Here is an 18,949-nt window from a genome sequence, read left to right as displayed (position 1 = left end):
CTGTGGACAAAATTTTAGAGAAGCCATACAAGAGCTCCAACAAAATTGAGAAAACCCATAAAAACCTCAGCAGTTTTATCAAATCTGGAAAAAATGCGCCTAAAATTTTTAATTTTACCAAAAAAACACTCAATCAAATGACGTTCTTTGTAGATATGCTCATCGTAATACCTTTGCACTTTTCGATTCCGTTTTGGCGGAATAACTACTGTACATCCCTTGTCTTCAAGACTTGTAACAAAGGCATTGCTATCGTAGCCCTTGTCAGCTACTACAGTAGAGTTATAGATACTTTCGGTCAACACTTGTGCCTGCGTAATTTCATTTCTTTGACCAGGAGTCAGAGTAAATTTAAGTGGATTTCCAAGTGCATCGACAAGCGCATGTATTTTAGTTGTAAAGCCACCTTTGCTCCTCCCTAAAGCTTCTTGATCCTTGGAGTTTTTTGTATATCCAGATGAACATGGATGGGCTCGGATGATCGTACCGTCGATTATAGCAACTTCTAAATCAGGCTCTTGTTTAGTATATTCAAGCAATTTTTTCCAGACATCTCTTTCACACCATCTTTTAAATCGCTTATGTATACTCCTGTAATTACCATAAGTTTTTGGTAAAAGTCTCCATTGGCAACCACTTCGCACTATGTACCACACTGCCTCTATGAATATTCTTAAACGTTTTTCATCTTTGCTGTGCATTCCTTTTACGCTTTTTATGAACTCTAAAATTTGTTTCCAATTTTCCTCTTTGATGTAATATTGCATATGGTAGTTTCTCCATTTTTTACCTATTAGGCTAAACTACCATCTTTTTCTCTCTTTTCATATTTTTTGTCCACAGAGCCTAGTAATATAGAGAATGCTGTATTTAAGCTATAAAAACAAATTTACCAAGCTTTGAAATGTTAATTACATGGAGAAGTATGTATGACAAACACCAAGTTAGAGAGAAGCCGGATGTGGTGAAAGTCACAAGTCCGGTTTTGAAGTCGAGTGGGGAGAGGTGACTTTCTCCACTTAGATAACTGGAATAAATCGCGGTATAGCTATAGATAGTGTCAACTGTTTAATAAAAAGATCGTAGCTAAACCAAGAAATATAAGAGCTGAGAGAATATCAGTTGTTGCCGATGTTAGGATTGAAGAAGAAACGGCAGGGTCAGACTTTAAGCGATGAAGCATTATAGGAATGAAAGTTCCGATAAACGTTGCAATAATTGACATCATAATCATGGAGACCACAAAAATCATCTCCACTTTGAAGCTGTGAAACCTTATTGCTAACACTACTAATGAAATAGTAGATAAGATCACCCCGTTTATAAGACCTATTAAAAATTCTTTCATCAGTATTCTTTTTGCATTTTGCTCAGTTAGATATTTTGTTGCGATTGCCCGGATGGTTAACGTTACTGTTTGGGATCCTGCATTTCCGCTCATTGATGCAATTATCGGCATGATTATTGGCAGTACTATAAAACTTTTTATTACATCATCGAAAAAGCCAACTACTATGGAACACATTGTTGCAGCTAAGAGGTTAAACAGTAACCAAGGTAGCCTTTTAATTATAGTTTTATGTATAGGGGCATTTATATCGGCTTTAGAAGATACACCGCTTATTTTGAGTACATCCTCTTCTGTTTCTTGTTGAACAACTTTTATCACATCTTCAATTAAGATCACACCAATAATTTTACCATTCTTATTTACGACCGGAGCTGATAATAGAGAGTAGTCTTTAAATATTCTTGCTACTTCCTCTTGGTCTACTCCAGTTTTAATGATTTTTATGTCATGATCCATTATCTCTTTTATTATTGTGTCTCCTGAGTGAGATATTACCTTATTTAAATTAACACTGCCTATAGGCTCTAATTTTGAGTTGATAATAAATATCTGGTGAAATCTTTCTGGTATTTTTTTATAGTTGCACACAAATTCTGTCAGTTGATTTATTGTCCAATAATATGGAGCTATAACCATATCTTTATGTATTAACCTTCCTGCACTTTCTTCTGGATATGATAGCAACTCCTCTACCGATTTCTGAGTTTTGCTGGGCAAATAGTAAAGTATATTTTCTACAGACTTTCTATCTAAATCTTTCACTATGGTTACTATATCTTCTACATCAAGGAGCATTAGTAACTTTGCTGTATTTTCTATTCCCAATGTTTCTATGATCTCTATTTGTAAATCTGGCACTACATGCACTAGGGCATCACTTAACAAATGTTGATCGAGGATATTAACTAATTTCTCCCTGTGATCACTGATTGAAGTAGATAAAAAATAAGCTAACTGAACGCTATCTATCGTTTTTACAATATTACGAACATTTTCTAGCTCATCGTTATCAAGTGACTCTATTAAGTCATCAATAGCCTTTTTGTCTAAACCATAATGAGAACTTATTTTAATATTCATTACTTTACCTTATTTTTTAATAAATATACGCGCTTGATTTCCTTAAACATTAAAGTATAATGAAATTATTTAAATTAACTATCATATGGTTAAATTTCTATTTTGTTTACTGTTATTGTTATTGATAGTAAATATATTAAAATCTAAAGTATAATGAAAACTTATCCAGAAATTCTTGAACACTTTCAAAGCTTAAATAAAAGTATTTCTCTTATCAGGAGGTGTCTTTGACATAGAAAAATTAAAGTTGCGTCTTGAAGAGCTTGACTCCCAAGCGTCGAATGATGACCTATGGCAAGATAACCAAAAAGCACAAGAAGTTTTAAAAGAACGTTCTAAAATTAAGAATGACGTAGAGTCGTTTTTAAAGCTGGAAAGCGATTACAACGATGCCATCAGCTTAATGAAGTCTGCTATTGATGAAAATGATGAAGAATTTTTCTCTGAAGTTGAAAATGAATTAGCTAAGCTAGAGAAATTAATCAAGTGTAAAGAAACAGAATCCTTATTTACTGGCGAAGCAGATAATAATGACTGCTTTTTAGAAATTCACTCAGGAGCTGGTGGAACAGAGAGCAATGATTGGGCTGAAATGCTGATGCGCATGTATACAAGGTGGGCAGAAATTTATCACAACTTTAAAGTTGAAGTTGTAGAAAAATTAGATGGTGATGCGGTTGGTATAAAGTCTGCAATGATAAAAATCGTTGGAGAAAAAGCTTATGGGTGGGCAAAAAGTGAAAGTGGAATTCACAGGCTGGTTAGAATATCTCCGTTTGATGCAAATGGTAAACGTCATACCAGTTTTGCAAGTGTAGGAGTAACTCCAGTGATAGAAGATTCAATTGATATTGCTGTGGATGAAAAGGATCTAAAGATCGACACCTACCGAGCTTCTGGAGCAGGCGGTCAGCACGTGAACAAGACTGAAAGTGCGGTACGCATTACGCATATTCCAACTGGTGTTATAGTTCAATGCCAAAATGGTCGTTCTCAACACAGAAATAAAGATGAGGCGTTAAAATTACTTAAAGGACGTTTATACCAAATTGAACTGGAAAAAAAAGAACAGAAAATGGCTGAAGAATATGGTAAAAAATGCGATATAGGCTGGGGCAATCAGATCAGATCGTACGTTATGCATCCATATCAAATGGTGAAGGATTTAAGAACCGGACATGAAGTGGGCAATATAAATTCTGTTTTTGATGGTAATATAGATTGTTTCATAGTTAGTGTGCTCACTAAGCAAAATTAGGTAGGGTTGACTTTCTTGCCATAATATATGATAATTAAAATATTGTTAAAGTAGGAGTAAAGTTATGGCGATTAAATATGATCAGTGAAAAAGAATATTAAGTACAGTTAATGAAGAAGGGAATTTAAGTAAGGACAATGTAATTGAGAAAATTAGAGAGAAATTGTCACGATATTCAGATGAATATACTCAGTTGAGCGAAACTAGTTTTGATGCGAGTCTCACCTGCTTAAATATAGAGTATACTAGTAGTTGCACAGAACCTGGATTTTTTGGCTTACCATCCATACGTAACCAAGTGGAAATCCATCATAGAACATTATTTATTTTAGCTGCTATTACTGGTCATGTGAAGATTGACCTTACCCAGAAAAAGTGGAGAGAAAGTTTGGAATGTTTTTTACAAAAAGAATGATGCATCAAATTGTTCTGGAATGCAATAGTTAATAGTGACGTTGTTTGTTATAAAAAATTTCTATGTATTCAAATATTGCAGTTCTAGTTTGTTGAGCAGAGTGTTGTGAAGTATCAATAAGTATTTCTCTTTTCAATGAGCTAAAGAAGCTTTCTGCAACAGAATTGTCGTAACAACAGCCTTTATTATTCATCTATATTCTTTACAGCTAAGAGATATTGATACCCTTGCGCAGTATATTGTGAACCTTGGTCACTGTGCAGCAGTAGATTTTTAACAGGTTTACGCCTATTAATGGCCATTAATAAAGAGTTCATAACCAATTGTTTATTTATTGCACTACTCATTAACTACCATACGTGAGAATTATTGCTGCCAAATATAGCCATCCCTCCTTGGTTTTGATGTAAGTAATCCCATACTTTATTTGGTTGATCAACAATAAAGTTTTGATCTGGTATATTGGGAGCTACAGCTCTATTATCTGTTTGTTGTTTTTTAATTTTAAACTTTCTTCTCAGTATAGCCCTGATGTCATTTTTCTGCATAATACTTTGCACCGTTTTCAAATTGCAACTTTTACCCAAAGCCTTCAATTCAGCATGAATTTTAGGAGCTCCATATCTACATTTAGAAACTTGATATATTTTTTGAATAGCTGCGAGTAGCTCTTTATTTGCTGATTCTCTACTGCTTATTTTTCTTGTGGTCCACTTATAGTAGCCACTAGGTGTACAGTCCCAGAGTGTGATGGTATGATAAAATATGAGAAAAAAATACCATCAAAGGAGGAGTTATGGGACAAATATTACATGGGTGCGCCAAAACAACACAGACGATTCGTAGAGCAATACAAAATAGAAAAGAGAGCATAGCAAAACTCTCCAAGCATTATAACCTTAATCCAAAAACTATTATTAAGTGGAGAAAACGTTCATTTACGAAAGATGCTGATATGGGTCCAAAGCGTCCAAGATCGACTGTTTTAACGCTAGAAGAGGAAGCTATAATAGTTACATTTCGCAAGTATACACTACTGCCACTAGATGATTGCCTTTACGCTCTGCAGTCTACAATTCCGCATTTGACTCGCTCTAGCTTGCATCGTTGTTTACAAAGACACAACATTAGCAGATTACCAACTGTTGATGGAGAAGTTAAGTCAAAAAAGAAATTCAAACAATATCCTATCGGTTACTTTCATATTGATATTGCTGAAGTTAGAACTGAGGAGGGCAAATTACATTTGTTTGTTGCTATTGATAGGACATCCAAATTTACCTATGTTGAGTTGCGTAACAGTGCTACAAAACCCATAGCTGCTGAGTTCTTACGTAATTTGATTAGAATTTTACCGTATAAAATCCATACTATTTTGACAGATAACGGTATACAATTTACAAACCAGAAGCGTCATAAGTATGCTTTCCAACATATATTTGATAGAGTTTGCGAAGAGAATGTTATTGAACATCGTTTGACAAAAGTTAGCCATCCTTGGACGAATGGGCAAGTCGAGCGTATGAATAAAACTTTAAAGGATGCTACAGTTAAGAAGTATTACTATCAATCGCACCAGCAACTTAAAGAACACCTTTATAACTTTGTTATGGCTTATAATTATGCAAAGAGACTCAAAACTCTTAAGGGTCTTACTCCTTATGAATTTATATGTTATCAGTGGACACAGTCTCCAGAATTATTTATACTAAATCCACACCATCACACTCTGGGACCATACAACTAGGCTCTGTGGACAAAAAATATGAAAAGAGAGAAAAAGATGGTAGTTTAGCCTAATAGGTAAAAAATGGAGAAACTACCATATGCAATATTACATCAAAGAGGAAAATTGGAAACAAATTTTAGAGTTCATAAAAAGCGTAAAAGGAATGCACAGCAAAGATGAAAAACGTTTAAGAATATTCATAGAGGCAGTGTGGTACATAGTGCGAAGTGGTTGCCAATGGAGACTTTTACCAAAAACTTATGGTAATTACAGGAGTATACATAAGCGATTTAAAAGATGGTGTGAAAGAGATGTCTGGAAAAAATTGCTTGAATATACTAAACAAGAGCCTGATTTAGAAGTTGCTATAATCGACGGTACGATCATCCGAGGCCATCCATGTTCATCTGGATATACAAAAAACTCCAAGGATCAAGAAGCTTTAGGGAGGAGCAAAGGTGGCTTTACAACTAAAATACATGCGCTTGTCGATGCACTTGGAAATCCACTTAAATTTACTCTGACTCCTGGTCAAAGAAATGAAATTACGCAGGCACAAGTGTTGACCGAAAGTATCTATAACTCTACTGTAGTAGCTGACAAGGGCTACGATAGCAATGCCTTTGTTACAAGTCTTGAAGACAAGGGATGTACAGTAGTTATTCCGCCAAAACGGAATCGAAAAGTGCAAAGGTATTACGATGAGCATATCTACAAAGAACGTCATTTGATTGAGTGTTTTTTTGGTAAAATTAAAAATTTTAGGCGCATTTTTTCCAGATTTGATAAAACTGCTGAGGTTTTTATGGGTTTTCTCAATTTTGTTGGAGCTCTTGTATGGCTTCTCTAAAATTTTGTCCACAGAGCCTAGGGTTTTTATTGCCAAAAATACATTTTTTAATTGAATAAAAATACAAAGTTATAAACAAGAGTTGTAATAAGACTAAATTCAAAAAATTTAAAAAAACATAGTTGATAGCAAGATTAGGAGAAGATGTTAGCAAATTTGTATCAAAAGGCGTTCAAAACGAATTGATTAACCTGAATAGGGTAAAAAATGGAGAATAGTGCTTGTTGTCTTTTATTTCTGAATGAGTATATTTAATATATAAATGTTATAAGCTAAAGGAGTAGCATGTCAAAAGTGAGGGTTAATAATAGAAAAGTTTGTTGTCATGGTGATGAAAATGATGATGGTTCCGGCCATCCATTAATATATTTAGATATGGGAGAAGAAGAGGAAATAGCCTGCCCTTATTGTGAAAAGACGTTTGTCCATGACTGTACTGTAGAAGCGGTTGGGGAGCTGACTAGGGATGATCTCTAATGGCACTTCTGCAGACTTAGCTTATGTAAATAGCAATAAGAGGGGCAGTAAAAATGAAACTGTCCATACGGTCGAGCACTCCCCCATGGCCAGGTATCATATTTCCACTATCTTTAACACCGTAAGCTCTTTTAACAAGCGACTCAGTGAAATCGCCAAGTTGCGCTAGAATAGCAATTGCAAGGCCAATGATTGGAGAATAAAAAATTGAAAATAGACCAAAAAATATTGATCCAAAAATTGTGCACACTACTCCAGCTAAAATCGCACCAAGAAGCCCTGCCCAAGTTTTTCCAGGGCTAATAATTGGGCAAATTTTAGCTCCACCAAAATTCTTACCAAATAGGTAGGCAGTAACGTCAATTCCCCAAATGGTTAAGACGAACCATACTAATGCGTATTTTCCCTGTGGTAGATTATATAAATATATTAATGAGGCGCTTGGTAGTGCAATCAATAATAATGCAAAAACGTATAAAATTTTATTTCCTTGGGTTAGATTATACCATTCAAAAGAAGATAAAACTGCTATTGAAAAAATCAATAGGTAAAACGATAAATCACTGAAATATGTAGCAAAGGAAAATATGAATAATATTACTATTGAGGACAACATTCTAATTATAAAATTATTATCTACCATATTTTTTCTCTCTTTTTGTATAATCTTCTAATGCTTTACTCAAATCTTGACAAGAAAAATCAGGCCATAAAGTATCACAAAAATACAATTCAGCATAAGCTGCTTGCCATAATAAAAAGTTGCTTAACCTTTTTTCGCCGCCAGTGCGAATTAATAAATCCAATTTTGGCAAATCTTTAGTATATAGAAATTTTTCAAATTCCTCTTCTGATACATAAGCAATATTTTCTTTTATAATATTGCTTATAGCTTGTGTAATTTCTTGCTTTGCTCCGTAACTGACTGCCACAGTGAGTAATAAACCATCGTTCTTATGTGTCATTTCTTCTGCTTTTTTAATTTGATCCAATATTTTACTGGATAACAGACTTAAATTGCCAATAAAATTCAACTTAATGTTACAGTTGCAAATAAAATTGACTTTATCTTCATTAGTTAAGACAGAGTAAAATAAATCAAATAGACAGTCAGTTTCGTTTTTGGGTCTAAGCCAATTCTCCATAGAGAATGCATACAAAGTTAAGTAGGGTATGGTTAAGTCCGTACAATACTTGGCAATATCGTATGCAACTTCACTGCCCTTTTTATAACCATCAATTTTTACCCTTCCTTGATTGTTCGCCCATCTACCATTACCATCCATAATAATTGCTAAATGTTTCGGTAAAGATTCTTGATTCAACATTTAAATTTAACCTAATTTTGACTTGAGTGAAATTTTTTGGATTTCAATGGACACCTGGAAGGTGTCAGCTACTTGCATGACAGGAAGAGAGTTACTGTAGTGACACCAATAGTTGATACTTGAATGCAAAATTGGTGTCATCCCAGTGCTCCGACACTGGGATCCAGGAAATTTGATTTCAAACAAGTGCATCAGATAGTTGTATAGTAAAGACTGGATTCCAGTGTCAAGCACTGGAATGACATCATTTGCTATGTAAGCTTTCTCCATATCATTTAGTGATTCAGTATATCCTTTCCTTTGATGGATAATTCACCATCAATCTTTTTTATATTATCATCAGTAATATTTTGTATTTCCTTTTTAGCACCATGAAAATCATCTTCTGAGATTTCTTTATTTTCCTTCATTTTTTCTGTTTCTTCCATAATATCTCTACGTATATTTCTAATGGCAATCCGTGCATTTTCAGCAAACTGATGCAATAATTTCACTAATTTTTCACGGGTTTCTTGTGTTAAGTCCGGAAGAGCTATACGTATGGTATTGCCCTCAACAACAGGATTTAAATTCAAGTTGGCATTTAATATAGCATTTTTCACTTCACCGACAACATTAATATCCCAAATTTTAATTGATAGAGTTTTGTTATCTATAACCGAAACACCTGCAACCTGATTTAACTTTTGATGTCCACCATAGATATTTACAACTATACCATCAAGCAACGATGCGCTAGCTCTACCAGTGCGTACGCCTTTAATATCATCATGAAAGGACTGAATAGTTTTTAGCATTCTTTCTTTTGTTTTAGCTTTTATTTCATTTAACATAAATTACCTACTGTTTACAATCTGAAACTATAGTATAAGTACCTTGACCCTTAATAATATTGACTATTTTTTCTCCCTTCAAAGAAAAAACTATAATTGGAATAGAATTCTCACGAGCAAGTGAAATTGCTGATGCATCCATAACTTTTAAATCACGAGTCAATAAATCCGTGTAAGAAAGCCTATCATACATTACAGCATCCTCATTTTTTTTCGGATCAGCGGAGTATACACCATTTACTTGCGTACCCTTTAGAATAACATCACAATTCATTTCAACAGCACGTAAGGCTGCAGCTGTATCTGTAGTAAAAAATGGGTTGCCTGTGCCTGCTGCAAAAATTACCACTCTACCTTTTTCTAAATGACGAATAGCTTTCCTTCTTATGTAAGGTTCACATACAGTGGCCATGGGTATTGCAGATAATACCCTAGAAGCTATTAAATTTTTTTCTAAAAAGTTTTGTAAAATTAAAGCATTGATTATAGTTGCAAGCATTCCAATATAATCACTACTTGCTCTTTCACAGCCACTTAAAGACGCAGATGTGCCACGAAAGATATTACCACCACCAACAACAATACATACCTGAACTCCAAGCCTGTTAATATCAGCTATATCTTTGCACAATTGGCTTATTATTCCCATATCATAGCCAAAAGACTGTGACCCCATTAAAGCTTCACCAGAGATTTTAAATAACACTCTGGAATATTTTATTTCGCTTTTTTCATTTGTTGAGGGAAACATTTTTTACCATTTAGTTTGCACCACCCAAAACAAGTAACTTGTAATTAGATAATTTAATAGCACTCACCTCGCTTGATTTTATAAAATCAGAAACCTTCATTTTATCATCCTTTATGAACTTTTGTTCTAGTAAAACAACTTCTTCATAGTACTTAGCCATTCGTCCATCTACTATTTTTTTTGCTACTTCTTCAGGTTTATTTAAGCCCCTCACTTGCTCTTCAATTATAGAACGTTCATTTTTCAACTTCATTTGATCTAAATCATCTATAGACAAAGCTTCAGGCTTCATAGCAACTACATGCATAGCTATTTGTTTCCCAATCTCTTGTAACTTCGCCTTATCACCAGATGATTGCAATGCAATTAAAGCACCAATCTTACCTAAGCCACACACATCACCATGTACGTAGCCAGCAATAACTCCATCCTTAGCTTCTAAGTAACAAAGCTTGCTTAACTCTAGCTTCTCACCAAGAACTGATGTACCATTCATAATAGCTTCCTGCACTGTGCCAATGCTTTCATACTTGGCATTTTTTAACTCATCAACGCTAGTACAGCGTTCTTGATGAGCAATTGATGCTAAATTTGAAACTAACTCTATAAATTTCTCATTCCTTGCAACAAAATCTGTTTCGCAATTGAGTTCAACCAATGCACCATAATTTTCAGTCAAACACATAGCAACGAGTCCATCTGAAGCTATTCTATCAGATTTTTTGTCAGCTTTAGCAAGACCTATTGTACGTAACTTATCAACAGCCTTCTTGATGTCACCATCACATTCTTCTAATGCTTTTTTACAGTCACTCAAGCCAAGCCCTGTTCTATCACGTAATTCTCTTATATCATCTGGATTCATCTTCATTTGTTACTACCTCCCTTTCTTCTTCTTTGTAAACTTTATTACGTCTCCTTTTAGTTTGCACAATACCGTCCTCTTTTTCTTGAATAAACTCATCACCCCTTATATCATCAATCTTAACTCCAGATTTTGCTAGACTAGACTCTATTCCAGCTAATATAGAGTCGGTAGCTAATTTACAATAGAGCTCTATTGATTTTCTTGAGTCATCATTTCCAGGTATTAGATAAGTAATACCATCTGGATCAGAATTAGTATCAAGTATTGCAACTATTGGAATTCCTAACTTCTTAGCCTCCTTAACCGCTATATGCTCTTTATTAGTATCAATGATGAATAAGATATCAGGAATTGCTCCCATTTCTCTAATACCGCCAAGCGCCTTATCAAGCTTTTGCTTTTTCTTTTCAATGTTTCCCAATTCTTTCTTTGTTAAAATGCTATCCTCGTCATTTAATATTTTCTCATATTGCATCAAGGTTTTTATCGAAGAAGAAACAGTGCCCCAATTAGTAAGCATACCACCAAGCCAACGATGATTCACATAATATTGACCACAACGAATCGCTTCACTTGCAATAATATCAAAAGCTTGAAACTTTGTACCAACAAATAGAATGCGACCACCTTGAAATGCAACGTCATATAAAGCCTTCATGGCCACCTGTAGCAATGGTAGTGTTTTTCGCAAATCAATTATATGTATACGATTTTCTTGATGCACTCCATATATGTATGGAGCCATTTTTGCGTTCCAGCGACTAATTTTGTGACCAAAATGTACACCAGATTCGGCTAAATCACGTACAGTGACCTTAGGCAAATTTGTCATATATCATTCCTCCAAATAGTTTATCTTCCATGGCATAACCCTAATGGGACTACTTGTACAAGCCATGTGTGAAATTAAATTATTTACATAGTAATAGAAAAGACAGCAAAGCGCAAACAAAAAATATTGACAAAGGGCAACATGTTTATTAGCTTTAAAGTTGAAGCCCGAAAACGCTAAAAAGAAATTAGGGGGGTGTAGCTCAGTTGGTTAGAGCGCATGCCTGTCACGCATGAGGTCGTGAGTTCAAGTCTCATCACTCCCGCCATATTAGTTTTAGCATAACTTAGAATTCGCAACCGGTATTGAGAAATGCTTTCACCAAACTTGACATGGTATGGTATTGCAATTAATACTTAAATAGGTTTATTTTTATCGTTAACAATTAGGATTAAATATGTTCATTTCTGAAGTTTTTGCAGCAGATGCAACTAGCAATGCATCAAGTATCGGCGCATCTTTTGCTAGTTTTATTCCATTGATTTTAATATTTGTAGTATTTTATTTTCTTATTATTCGCCCAAACCACAAAAAACTAAAAGAACATAGAAAGATGATAGATCAAATAAAACGTGGTGATACAGTCATTACTTCTGGTGGAATAATAGGTGAAGTTAATAAAGTTGATGAGGCAAGTGCACAATTTATAATAGAAATAGCACCAAAAGTTGAGATAAAAGTCCTAAAGTCCGCTATATCTGAAGTTTTAAACAAAGAAACTCAAAAAGTGGCAGCTAAACCAATTGAAAAAGGCAAAATCGAAAAGAATGATAGAAAAAATAAAAATCAACCAGAGGAAAGTATAAAGGGAAAAGACGATAAAGGTAAAAATGCCTCATAACTCTAAAAAAAGGTTCATTTGGTTGTGTGCGGAATATTTGGTGTAGTAAGTAGCGGTGATTCAGTAGTACCAACTTTACTAACTGGGTTGCAAAAATTGGAATATAGGGGATATGACTCTTCAGGTATAGCAATCATAAATAACGAAGGTAAGATAGAAGTCAAAAAATCAGAAGGTAAAGTCGAAAGGTTATGTGAAGTTGTTGATGATAGCAAGATGTCTCACAGTACAGTTGGTATAGCACATACTCGCTGGGCTACACATGGAGTTCCAGGCCTTAAAAATGCTCACCCCATTCGTACAAATAATGTTGTTGTTGCTCATAACGGCATAATTGAGAATTACAATCTGCTAAAAAAGGGTCTAGAAGAAAGGGGAATGTCATTCCATACTGACACTGACACAGAGATCATACCAAACATGCTAACCTTATATCTTGATGAAGGATTGTCGCCAGTTGATTCTCTATTTAAGTGTTTAAACAACCTACACGGCTCATTTGCCTTGGTCTTATTATTTGCAGAATATCCAGACGCCTTATTTGTTGCGAAGAGAAATTTGCCTTTAGCAATAGGCTATAACTGTAACACAGTGTTTGCTGCATCTGACTCTAATGCTTTAAGTGCATTTGTGGAAAAAATATCGCATTTGGAAGATGATGACATTGCAGTGATAAAATCTAGTGGAGTTAGTATATACAACAATGGTACACAAGTTAAACGTAGTATAGAAAATAGTAGTCCAAGTGATTTTCTAATTAGCAAAAATGGTTACCCTAGCTTCATGTTAAAAGAGATTTTTGAGCAACCGCCTGCATTAAACAAAACAATAAATCAATTTTACAAGCAATATAAAGAGGTAATATTTGCTAACAAAAAATTGTTTTCTGAGCTGAGTTACATTACTATAGTTGGATGCGGGTCATCTTATTTTGCTGGGCTAATAGCAAAGTATTGGCTGGAAAGTGTCGCTCAAGTTCGAGTATATCTAGAAATCTCATCAGAATTTAGGTATAGCAACGTCAAGCTGGAAGAAGGCAGCATTGGGTTATTTATCTCTCAATCTGGCGAAACTGCAGATACCATAGAAGCGCTGCGTTATGCGAAATCACAGAAGCAAACAATCATAAGTATAATTAATACATTTAGCAGCAGCATTGAAAAGATCTCAGATATTGTGTTACATACTCTTGCTGGGCAAGAAATTGGTGTTGCTTCAACAAAAACCTTTTCTGCGCAACTTGCAACTTTAGCATGCTTTGCCGTGGAGCTTGGAAAAATAAAAGGTATACTGGGTGGAGAGAGAATAAAACAGCTAAGCAGTGCTATCAATTCTATTCCCGAGTATGTTGAGCACGTTTTGAATGTGATGAAAATACAACATATATCGGGCAGTATATTAGAACACAATAACGTTATTTTAATCGGCAGAGGAAGTTCATACGGAGTTGCAATGGAAGGCGCATTGAAAATAAAAGAGCTTTCATATATCAATACAACTGGTATTGCAGCGGGAGAAATGAAGCATGGTTCTATTGCTTTAATAGACTCTACTGTGCTTGTTATAGCAATTATCCCTTATGATGATTTATTCTTTAAAACGCTATCTAATATACAAGAGATTATTGCAAGAAAAGGCAAAGTAATTGCCTTCAGTGATAAACAAGGAGCGCCATTCCTAAGGGGAGTTTGCGCAGATGTGGTGCAACTTCCAGACACTGATAATTTTATCTCTCCAATCATCTACAGTGTTGCTATGCAATTCCTTGCTTACTTTACTGCAGCAAAAAAAGGGTTAGATGCAGATTGTCCAAGAAATTTAGCTAAGTCTGTCACGGTTGAGTAGTCCATTTAAAGTTAAAGCTAAACTTCTAATTAAGGTAACCAGACTGCATTCTGTGATTTTTAGCAAAACACGATCTTTCATTTGAGCTTCCTTCAATTTAAAATAAATACAGAAACTAGGCTCTGTGGACAAAATTTTAGAGAAGCCATACAAGAGCTCCAACAAAATTGAGAAAACCCATAAAAACCTCAGCAGTTTTATCAAATCTGGAAAAAATGCGCCTAAAATTTTTAATTTTACCAAAAAAACACTCAATCAAATGACGTTCTTTGTAGATATGCTCATCGTAATACCTTTGCACTTTTCGATTCCGTTTTGGCGGAATAACTACTGTACATCCCTTGTCTTCAAGACTTATAACAAAGGCATTGCTATCGTAGCCCTTGTCAGCTACTACAGTAGAGTTATAGATACTTTCGGTCAACACTTGTGCCTGCGTAATTTCATTTCTTTGACCAGGAGTCAGAGTAAATTTAAGTGGATTTCCAAGTGCATCGACAAGCGCATGTATTTTAGTTGTAAAGCCACCTTTGCTCCTCCCTAAAGCTTCTTGATCCTTGGAGTTTTTTGTATATCCAGATGAACATGGATGGCCTCGGATGATCGTACCGTCGATTATAGCAACTTCTAAATCAGGCTCTTGTTTAGTATATTCAAGCAATTTTTTCCAGACATCTCTTTCACACCATCTTTTAAATCGCTTATGTATACTCCTGTAATTACCATAAGTTTTTGGTAAAAGTCTCCATTGGCAACCACTTCGCACTATGTACCACACTGCCTCTATGAATATTCTTAAACGTTTTTCATCTTTGCTGTGCATTCCTTTTACGCTTTTTATGAACTCTAAAATTTGTTTCCAATTTTCCTCTTTGATGTAATATTGCATATGGTAGTTTCTCCATTTTTTACCTATTAGGCTAAACTACCATCTTTTTCTCTCTTTTCATATTTTTTGTCCACAGAGCCTAGCACACTATTTTTATAGTATATATTATTTTCAAATAAAGTCAAAAATGAAAATAAGGCTTTATCTTATTTGCGTGCATGAAAATAAGAAACTCTCTTATTATTGATTTTGCTCAAAAACGAAAATAGAAGAAGCTGCTGAACTTTATATATCCTGTTTTTCTGGAGAACTGCTATAAAACTTCTGAGTGAAGTCACTTAATTTTTACACATCTATTGTAGAGTAAGAAGAACCGAATTTGAAACAAAAATGCTAACTGATGCTTGGACTTTACTGACACTTACACTACTTGAAACTATACTTAGTGTAGACAATTTAATCTTTATTTCTCTAGCAATAGATAAGGTACCAAATGCGCTGAGAGAAAGAGTGCGCCTTATGGGCCTTGGATTAGCACTATTAATGCGTTTTATAATACTATTTTTTACATCATCTATATTGTCAATGCAAAAACCTATATTTCACACTGCATCAGCAAGGGATTTACTTATGATCGCAGGGGGATTATTCCTTATTGTTAAAAGCTCTATGGAGTTACGGGATGACATCTTTGTATGTAAGAAAAATAAAAAGAAAGCAAACGTTAAATCAAAATTTTTTTTAGTTGTGCTACAAATTATATTAATAGATTTAGTTTTTTCGGTTGATTCGATATTAACTGCTATAGCACTAACTTATAACATGGTAATAATTGCTACAGCATTTACATTTTCCATACTAGCAATGCTGTTTTTATCAAGTTATACCGCCCAGTTAATCAAATCTAACCCAGGGTTAAAAATAATCGCCATTTTATTTATTTTACTTGTCGGTGTGTACCTCATACTTCATGGATTTCATATAGAATTACCAAAAGGATATTTGTATTCTTCATTTATGTTTGCACTGCTTGTGGAAATTATAAGCAAAATAAAGAAAATTAACCGTCATACCGCGATTCATTCGCGGTATCTCAGCCGCTAGCAAGCAGCGGGATGACGAGGTTATCGTCATGTTGCCGCGAACCGTCATACCGCGATTCATTCGCGGTATCTCTAGATCCAGCTAACAAGCAGCGGGATCTTTTTGATTTACTCCCACTCAATAGTTGCGGGTGGTTTAGAAGTGATATCATAAACAACTCTATTTACTCCGGGAACATTATTAACAATTATACTGCCGACATTGCGTAAAAAATCCCAAAATACTAGCAAGTGTTGATCCTTATCTTCAAATGGAAATGCATCGGCTGTCATACCATCAGATGATGTTACAGCCCTTAAAGCACAAACATATCCATACGTACGACCATCTCCCATAACGCCTACAGTTTTTATTGGTAATAATACAGCAAAAGCTTGCCATATCTTGTCATATAGATCGTAATTTTTCATCGTATTAATATATATTTCATCTACTTCTTGCAATATTCGCACCTTTTCTTCATCGACTTCACTTATAATCCTCACTGCAAGTCCGGGTCCAGGAAATGGATGTTGAAATATTATCTCATCTGAAAGCCCAATTTCTTTTCCAAGTAGCCTTACCTCATCTTTAAAGAGGTAACGTAAAGGCTCCACTAACTTCAGATTCATCTTTTCTGGCAACCCACCAACATTATGGTGAGACTTAATTGTACTAGTGTTGTCTGAGGCATGCCCTGACTCAACTACATCAGAGTAGATGGTACCTTGCATCAAAAAATCCACATCACCTATTTTTTTTGCTTCTTCTTCAAACACTGCAATAAAAGTGTTACCGATAATTTTTCGCTTTTCTTCTGGATCAGTTATTCCCTTCAACCTACTCAAAAATAAATTTGATTTATCAACGTAATTTATCGGAATCTCTTTCAACATAGCAATGGTTTGGTTCTTGCGTAATAACCCAGTATCAATGAAAATACAGTTCAATTGTTTTCCTATAGCTTTATGTGTGAGAGCCGCTGCAACACTTGAATCAACCCCACCACTTACTGCAGCGATTACTTTTTTCTCTCCTACTACATTTTTGATTTTTTCCTTTTGCTCCTCAATAAACGACTTCATTGTCCAGTCTCTTTCGCAATTTGCAATATCCAAGAAGTTAGAGAGCAATTTACTGCCATTTGTTGTGGGCTTCACTTCAGGATGGAATTGAGTACAGTAAATCTTCCGCTGTTCGTTAACAATCATTGCAATTGTTTGATTTATCACACCTGATGCGATAACAGTAAATCCCTGTGGTATAGTATCAACACTGTCCGCATGGTTCATTAATACATCCACTTCAGAATTAACATCCCAGGTATCCTTTATAATGGGGGATTCTTTTAGTATCCTGATTTTAGTTCTGCCAAACTCCTGTTTGAAACTCTCTTTTACTTTTGCTCCAAAATAATGACAAATGAGTTGCTGTCCATAGCATATTCCAAGTATAGGAACGTTTGTTGCTTCATTAAGTTTTATAATTTCATGTACTACTCTACTTGTTTCAGAACAATCATCATTTACAGATTGTGGTCCTCCAGAGAGAATAAACCCATTGAATTTTGATATTGTTTCAAAACTGATGTTGTTTGGAAATATTTCACAATAAACGCCCATTCCTCTTACTTGTCTTGCAATAAGCTGTGTAAACTGTGAACCAAAATCAATAATGGCAATTGCTGACAATTTGCTCCTCCATGTTATTTAAAAGTGATATCTGATAATAAAGAAAATAATGGAGTAAGTAAACCAAGACCTCTTTAAAAGCTTTAACGTGTGGTGCAAGTTAGCTATATAGCTAATTTTCCTACACCATACCACTGCGGCGCTAACTAGTAGCGGAATGACAGCAATCTACGTCATACCGCCGCAGTATCTCAGCCGCTAACAAGTAGCGGGATGACGGTTGTCAGGCTAGCTGTCATCCCAGTGCTTGACACTGGGATCCAGGAAAGTTTGCTTGTGAGCAAGCAAATTAGCATAGAAAAACGTTTTCGATGAGATTGCAGAAAGGCTGGATTCCAGCGTCACGCGCTGGAATGACACCTTCCGTATAAATATTAAAAAATTTACCAAATAAAAAAAAGGCAAAAGAAACCCTAGTCATTGTCTATTTTTAGTATTGGCGTTTTTTAAGTCTTAAACGCTGCAATTTAGCTGCTTTTTAATGCAACTCACCTTAGTTTAAATGTTTAAGAAATTTACTAAGCAGGAAAAAGGCAAAAAAACCCCGTGTTAGCTAGTTGTCACTCTCTAATCCTGCAAATCGGCGTACTATACTGTCTTAAACGACTTATAAGCGCGTTTCAGCTTATATAGGTAAAAACCTAAAAATGTTGTGAAGACGTAAGGTGTGCATAGTGCAAAAAATTAAAAATAAGACGCCAACTACGTAATACTGTTGTCGTTTAATCTGCACAGATTGAAGATAAATGAATACCTTCATTATCATGATAAGGGGGCTGGCGAAGCTTGTCAAGGAAGTTTTTTCGTTTCTATTCCCAATAAAAGTGCGTTATATGGTTATGCAAGAAGTCTATTTACCCATTTGCTTAACTTTCTCTCTACTTTTTC

17 protein-coding genes, 1 tRNA gene and 2 pseudogenes are annotated in these 18,949 nt (G+C 34.9%); 9 read left to right on the top strand and 11 right to left on the bottom strand.

Annotation, left to right across the window (positions count from 1 at the left end):
- Positions 1-14: 14 nt before the first annotated feature.
- Together OOK85_RS06135 and mgtE are read right to left on the bottom strand one after the other, a co-directional pair.
- Positions 15-767: an IS5 family transposase gene (locus OOK85_RS06135; protein ID WP_264702259.1), complete on the bottom strand. Its 753-nt coding sequence runs from the start codon at positions 765-767 to the stop codon at positions 15-17.
- Positions 768-1,060: 293 nt separating this feature from the next.
- On the bottom strand, positions 1,061-2,431 hold the full coding sequence (gene mgtE, locus OOK85_RS06130; protein WP_264702609.1) for a magnesium transporter: 1,371 nt from the start codon (positions 2,429-2,431) through the stop codon (positions 1,061-1,063).
- 153 nt (positions 2,432-2,584) lie between these two features.
- On the opposite strand from mgtE, the gene prfB reads away from it, so the two are divergent.
- A protein-coding gene (prfB, locus tag OOK85_RS06125) for a peptide chain release factor 2 (RefSeq protein ID WP_264702607.1) occupies positions 2,585-3,689 on the top strand; the annotation gives its coding sequence in 2 pieces (ribosomal slippage) (positions 2,585-2,659 and positions 2,661-3,689; 1,104 coding nt in all).
- Positions 3,690-4,089: 400 nt separating this feature from the next.
- Here the strand turns inward: prfB and OOK85_RS08035 are convergent.
- Positions 4,090-4,829 (bottom strand): annotated as a pseudogene (locus OOK85_RS08035) (IS3 family transposase); the annotation flags it as partial.
- Positions 4,830-4,900: 71 nt separating this feature from the next.
- Here OOK85_RS08035 and OOK85_RS06110 point away from each other — a divergent pair.
- From OOK85_RS06110 to OOK85_RS06095, 4 genes and pseudogenes are all read left to right on the top strand, one after another.
- Positions 4,901-5,851: an IS481 family transposase gene (locus OOK85_RS06110; RefSeq protein WP_264702783.1), complete on the top strand. Its 951-nt coding sequence runs from the start codon at positions 4,901-4,903 to the stop codon at positions 5,849-5,851.
- A gap of 79 nt (positions 5,852-5,930) precedes the next feature.
- On the top strand, positions 5,931-6,683 hold the full coding sequence (locus OOK85_RS06105; protein WP_264702164.1) for an IS5 family transposase: 753 nt from the start codon (positions 5,931-5,933) through the stop codon (positions 6,681-6,683).
- A gap of 125 nt (positions 6,684-6,808) precedes the next feature.
- Positions 6,809-6,901, top strand: a pseudogene (locus tag OOK85_RS06100) (pantetheine-phosphate adenylyltransferase); the annotation flags it as partial.
- Between the two features lie 67 nt (positions 6,902-6,968).
- Complete coding sequence (locus OOK85_RS06095; protein WP_264702483.1) at positions 6,969-7,160, top strand: zinc-finger domain-containing protein; 192 nt, start codon at positions 6,969-6,971, stop codon at positions 7,158-7,160.
- A gap of 16 nt (positions 7,161-7,176) precedes the next feature.
- Here OOK85_RS06095 and OOK85_RS06090 read toward each other — a convergent pair whose 3' ends face one another.
- From OOK85_RS06090 to rpsB, 6 genes are all read right to left on the bottom strand, one after another.
- Positions 7,177-7,803 (bottom strand): phosphatidate cytidylyltransferase, encoded by a 627-nt coding sequence (locus tag OOK85_RS06090; RefSeq protein ID WP_010082212.1) that lies wholly within the window; start codon positions 7,801-7,803, stop codon positions 7,177-7,179.
- A complete protein-coding gene (gene uppS / locus OOK85_RS06085; RefSeq protein WP_174515980.1) occupies positions 7,793-8,488 on the bottom strand; it encodes a polyprenyl diphosphate synthase in 696 nt (231 codons plus the stop codon). The genes OOK85_RS06090 and uppS overlap by 11 nt, the downstream gene beginning before the upstream one ends.
- A 275-nt stretch (positions 8,489-8,763) precedes the next feature.
- Positions 8,764-9,321: a ribosome recycling factor gene (frr, locus tag OOK85_RS06080; RefSeq protein ID WP_264702779.1), complete on the bottom strand. Its 558-nt coding sequence runs from the start codon at positions 9,319-9,321 to the stop codon at positions 8,764-8,766.
- A 7-nt stretch (positions 9,322-9,328) separates the two neighbouring features.
- Positions 9,329-10,072 carry a UMP kinase gene (gene pyrH / locus OOK85_RS06075; protein ID WP_264702777.1) on the bottom strand — a complete coding sequence of 248 codons (744 nt, stop codon included), beginning with the start codon at positions 10,070-10,072 and terminating at the stop codon, positions 9,329-9,331.
- Positions 10,073-10,082: 10 nt separating this feature from the next.
- Positions 10,083-10,943: a translation elongation factor Ts gene (gene tsf / locus OOK85_RS06070; RefSeq protein WP_264702775.1), complete on the bottom strand. Its 861-nt coding sequence runs from the start codon at positions 10,941-10,943 to the stop codon at positions 10,083-10,085.
- The gene (gene rpsB / locus OOK85_RS06065; RefSeq protein ID WP_264702773.1) at positions 10,924-11,772 is read right to left on the bottom strand and encodes a 30S ribosomal protein S2; all 849 of its coding nucleotides are present in this window, start codon (positions 11,770-11,772) and stop codon (positions 10,924-10,926) included. The genes tsf and rpsB overlap by 20 nt, the downstream gene beginning before the upstream one ends.
- Before the next feature lie 191 nt (positions 11,773-11,963).
- On the opposite strand from rpsB, the gene OOK85_RS06060 reads away from it, so the two are divergent.
- From OOK85_RS06060 to glmS, 3 genes are all read left to right on the top strand, one after another.
- Positions 11,964-12,040 (top strand) — tRNA-Asp (locus OOK85_RS06060).
- A 129-nt stretch (positions 12,041-12,169) separates the two neighbouring features.
- Positions 12,170-12,613, top strand: coding sequence for a preprotein translocase subunit YajC (yajC, locus tag OOK85_RS06055; protein ID WP_264702771.1), 444 nt, complete (start codon positions 12,170-12,172; stop codon positions 12,611-12,613).
- Positions 12,614-12,637: 24 nt separating this feature from the next.
- A complete protein-coding gene (gene glmS / locus OOK85_RS06050; RefSeq protein ID WP_264704214.1) occupies positions 12,638-14,458 on the top strand; it encodes a glutamine--fructose-6-phosphate transaminase (isomerizing) in 1,821 nt (606 codons plus the stop codon).
- 136 nt (positions 14,459-14,594) lie between these two features.
- Here the strand turns inward: glmS and OOK85_RS06045 are convergent, their stop codons facing one another.
- Positions 14,595-15,347, bottom strand: coding sequence for an IS5 family transposase (locus OOK85_RS06045; RefSeq protein WP_264702480.1), 753 nt, complete (start codon positions 15,345-15,347; stop codon positions 14,595-14,597).
- 330 nt (positions 15,348-15,677) lie between these two features.
- On the opposite strand from OOK85_RS06045, the gene OOK85_RS06040 reads away from it, so the two are divergent.
- A complete protein-coding gene (locus tag OOK85_RS06040; RefSeq protein WP_264702769.1) occupies positions 15,678-16,391 on the top strand; it encodes a TerC family protein in 714 nt (237 codons plus the stop codon).
- A gap of 107 nt (positions 16,392-16,498) precedes the next feature.
- On the opposite strand, the gene guaA is transcribed toward OOK85_RS06040, so the two are convergent.
- Complete coding sequence (gene guaA / locus OOK85_RS06035; protein WP_264702767.1) at positions 16,499-18,061, bottom strand: glutamine-hydrolyzing GMP synthase; 1,563 nt, start codon at positions 18,059-18,061, stop codon at positions 16,499-16,501.
- Between the last annotated feature and the right edge of the window lie 888 nt (positions 18,062-18,949).

The organism is Wolbachia endosymbiont (group A) of Volucella inflata (genome assembly GCF_947250665.1).
Lineage (GTDB): Bacteria > Pseudomonadota > Alphaproteobacteria > Rickettsiales > Anaplasmataceae > Wolbachia > Wolbachia pipientis.
Note: the sequence above shows the minus strand (reverse complement) of the source record. Positions and strands in the feature narration are given on the sequence as shown.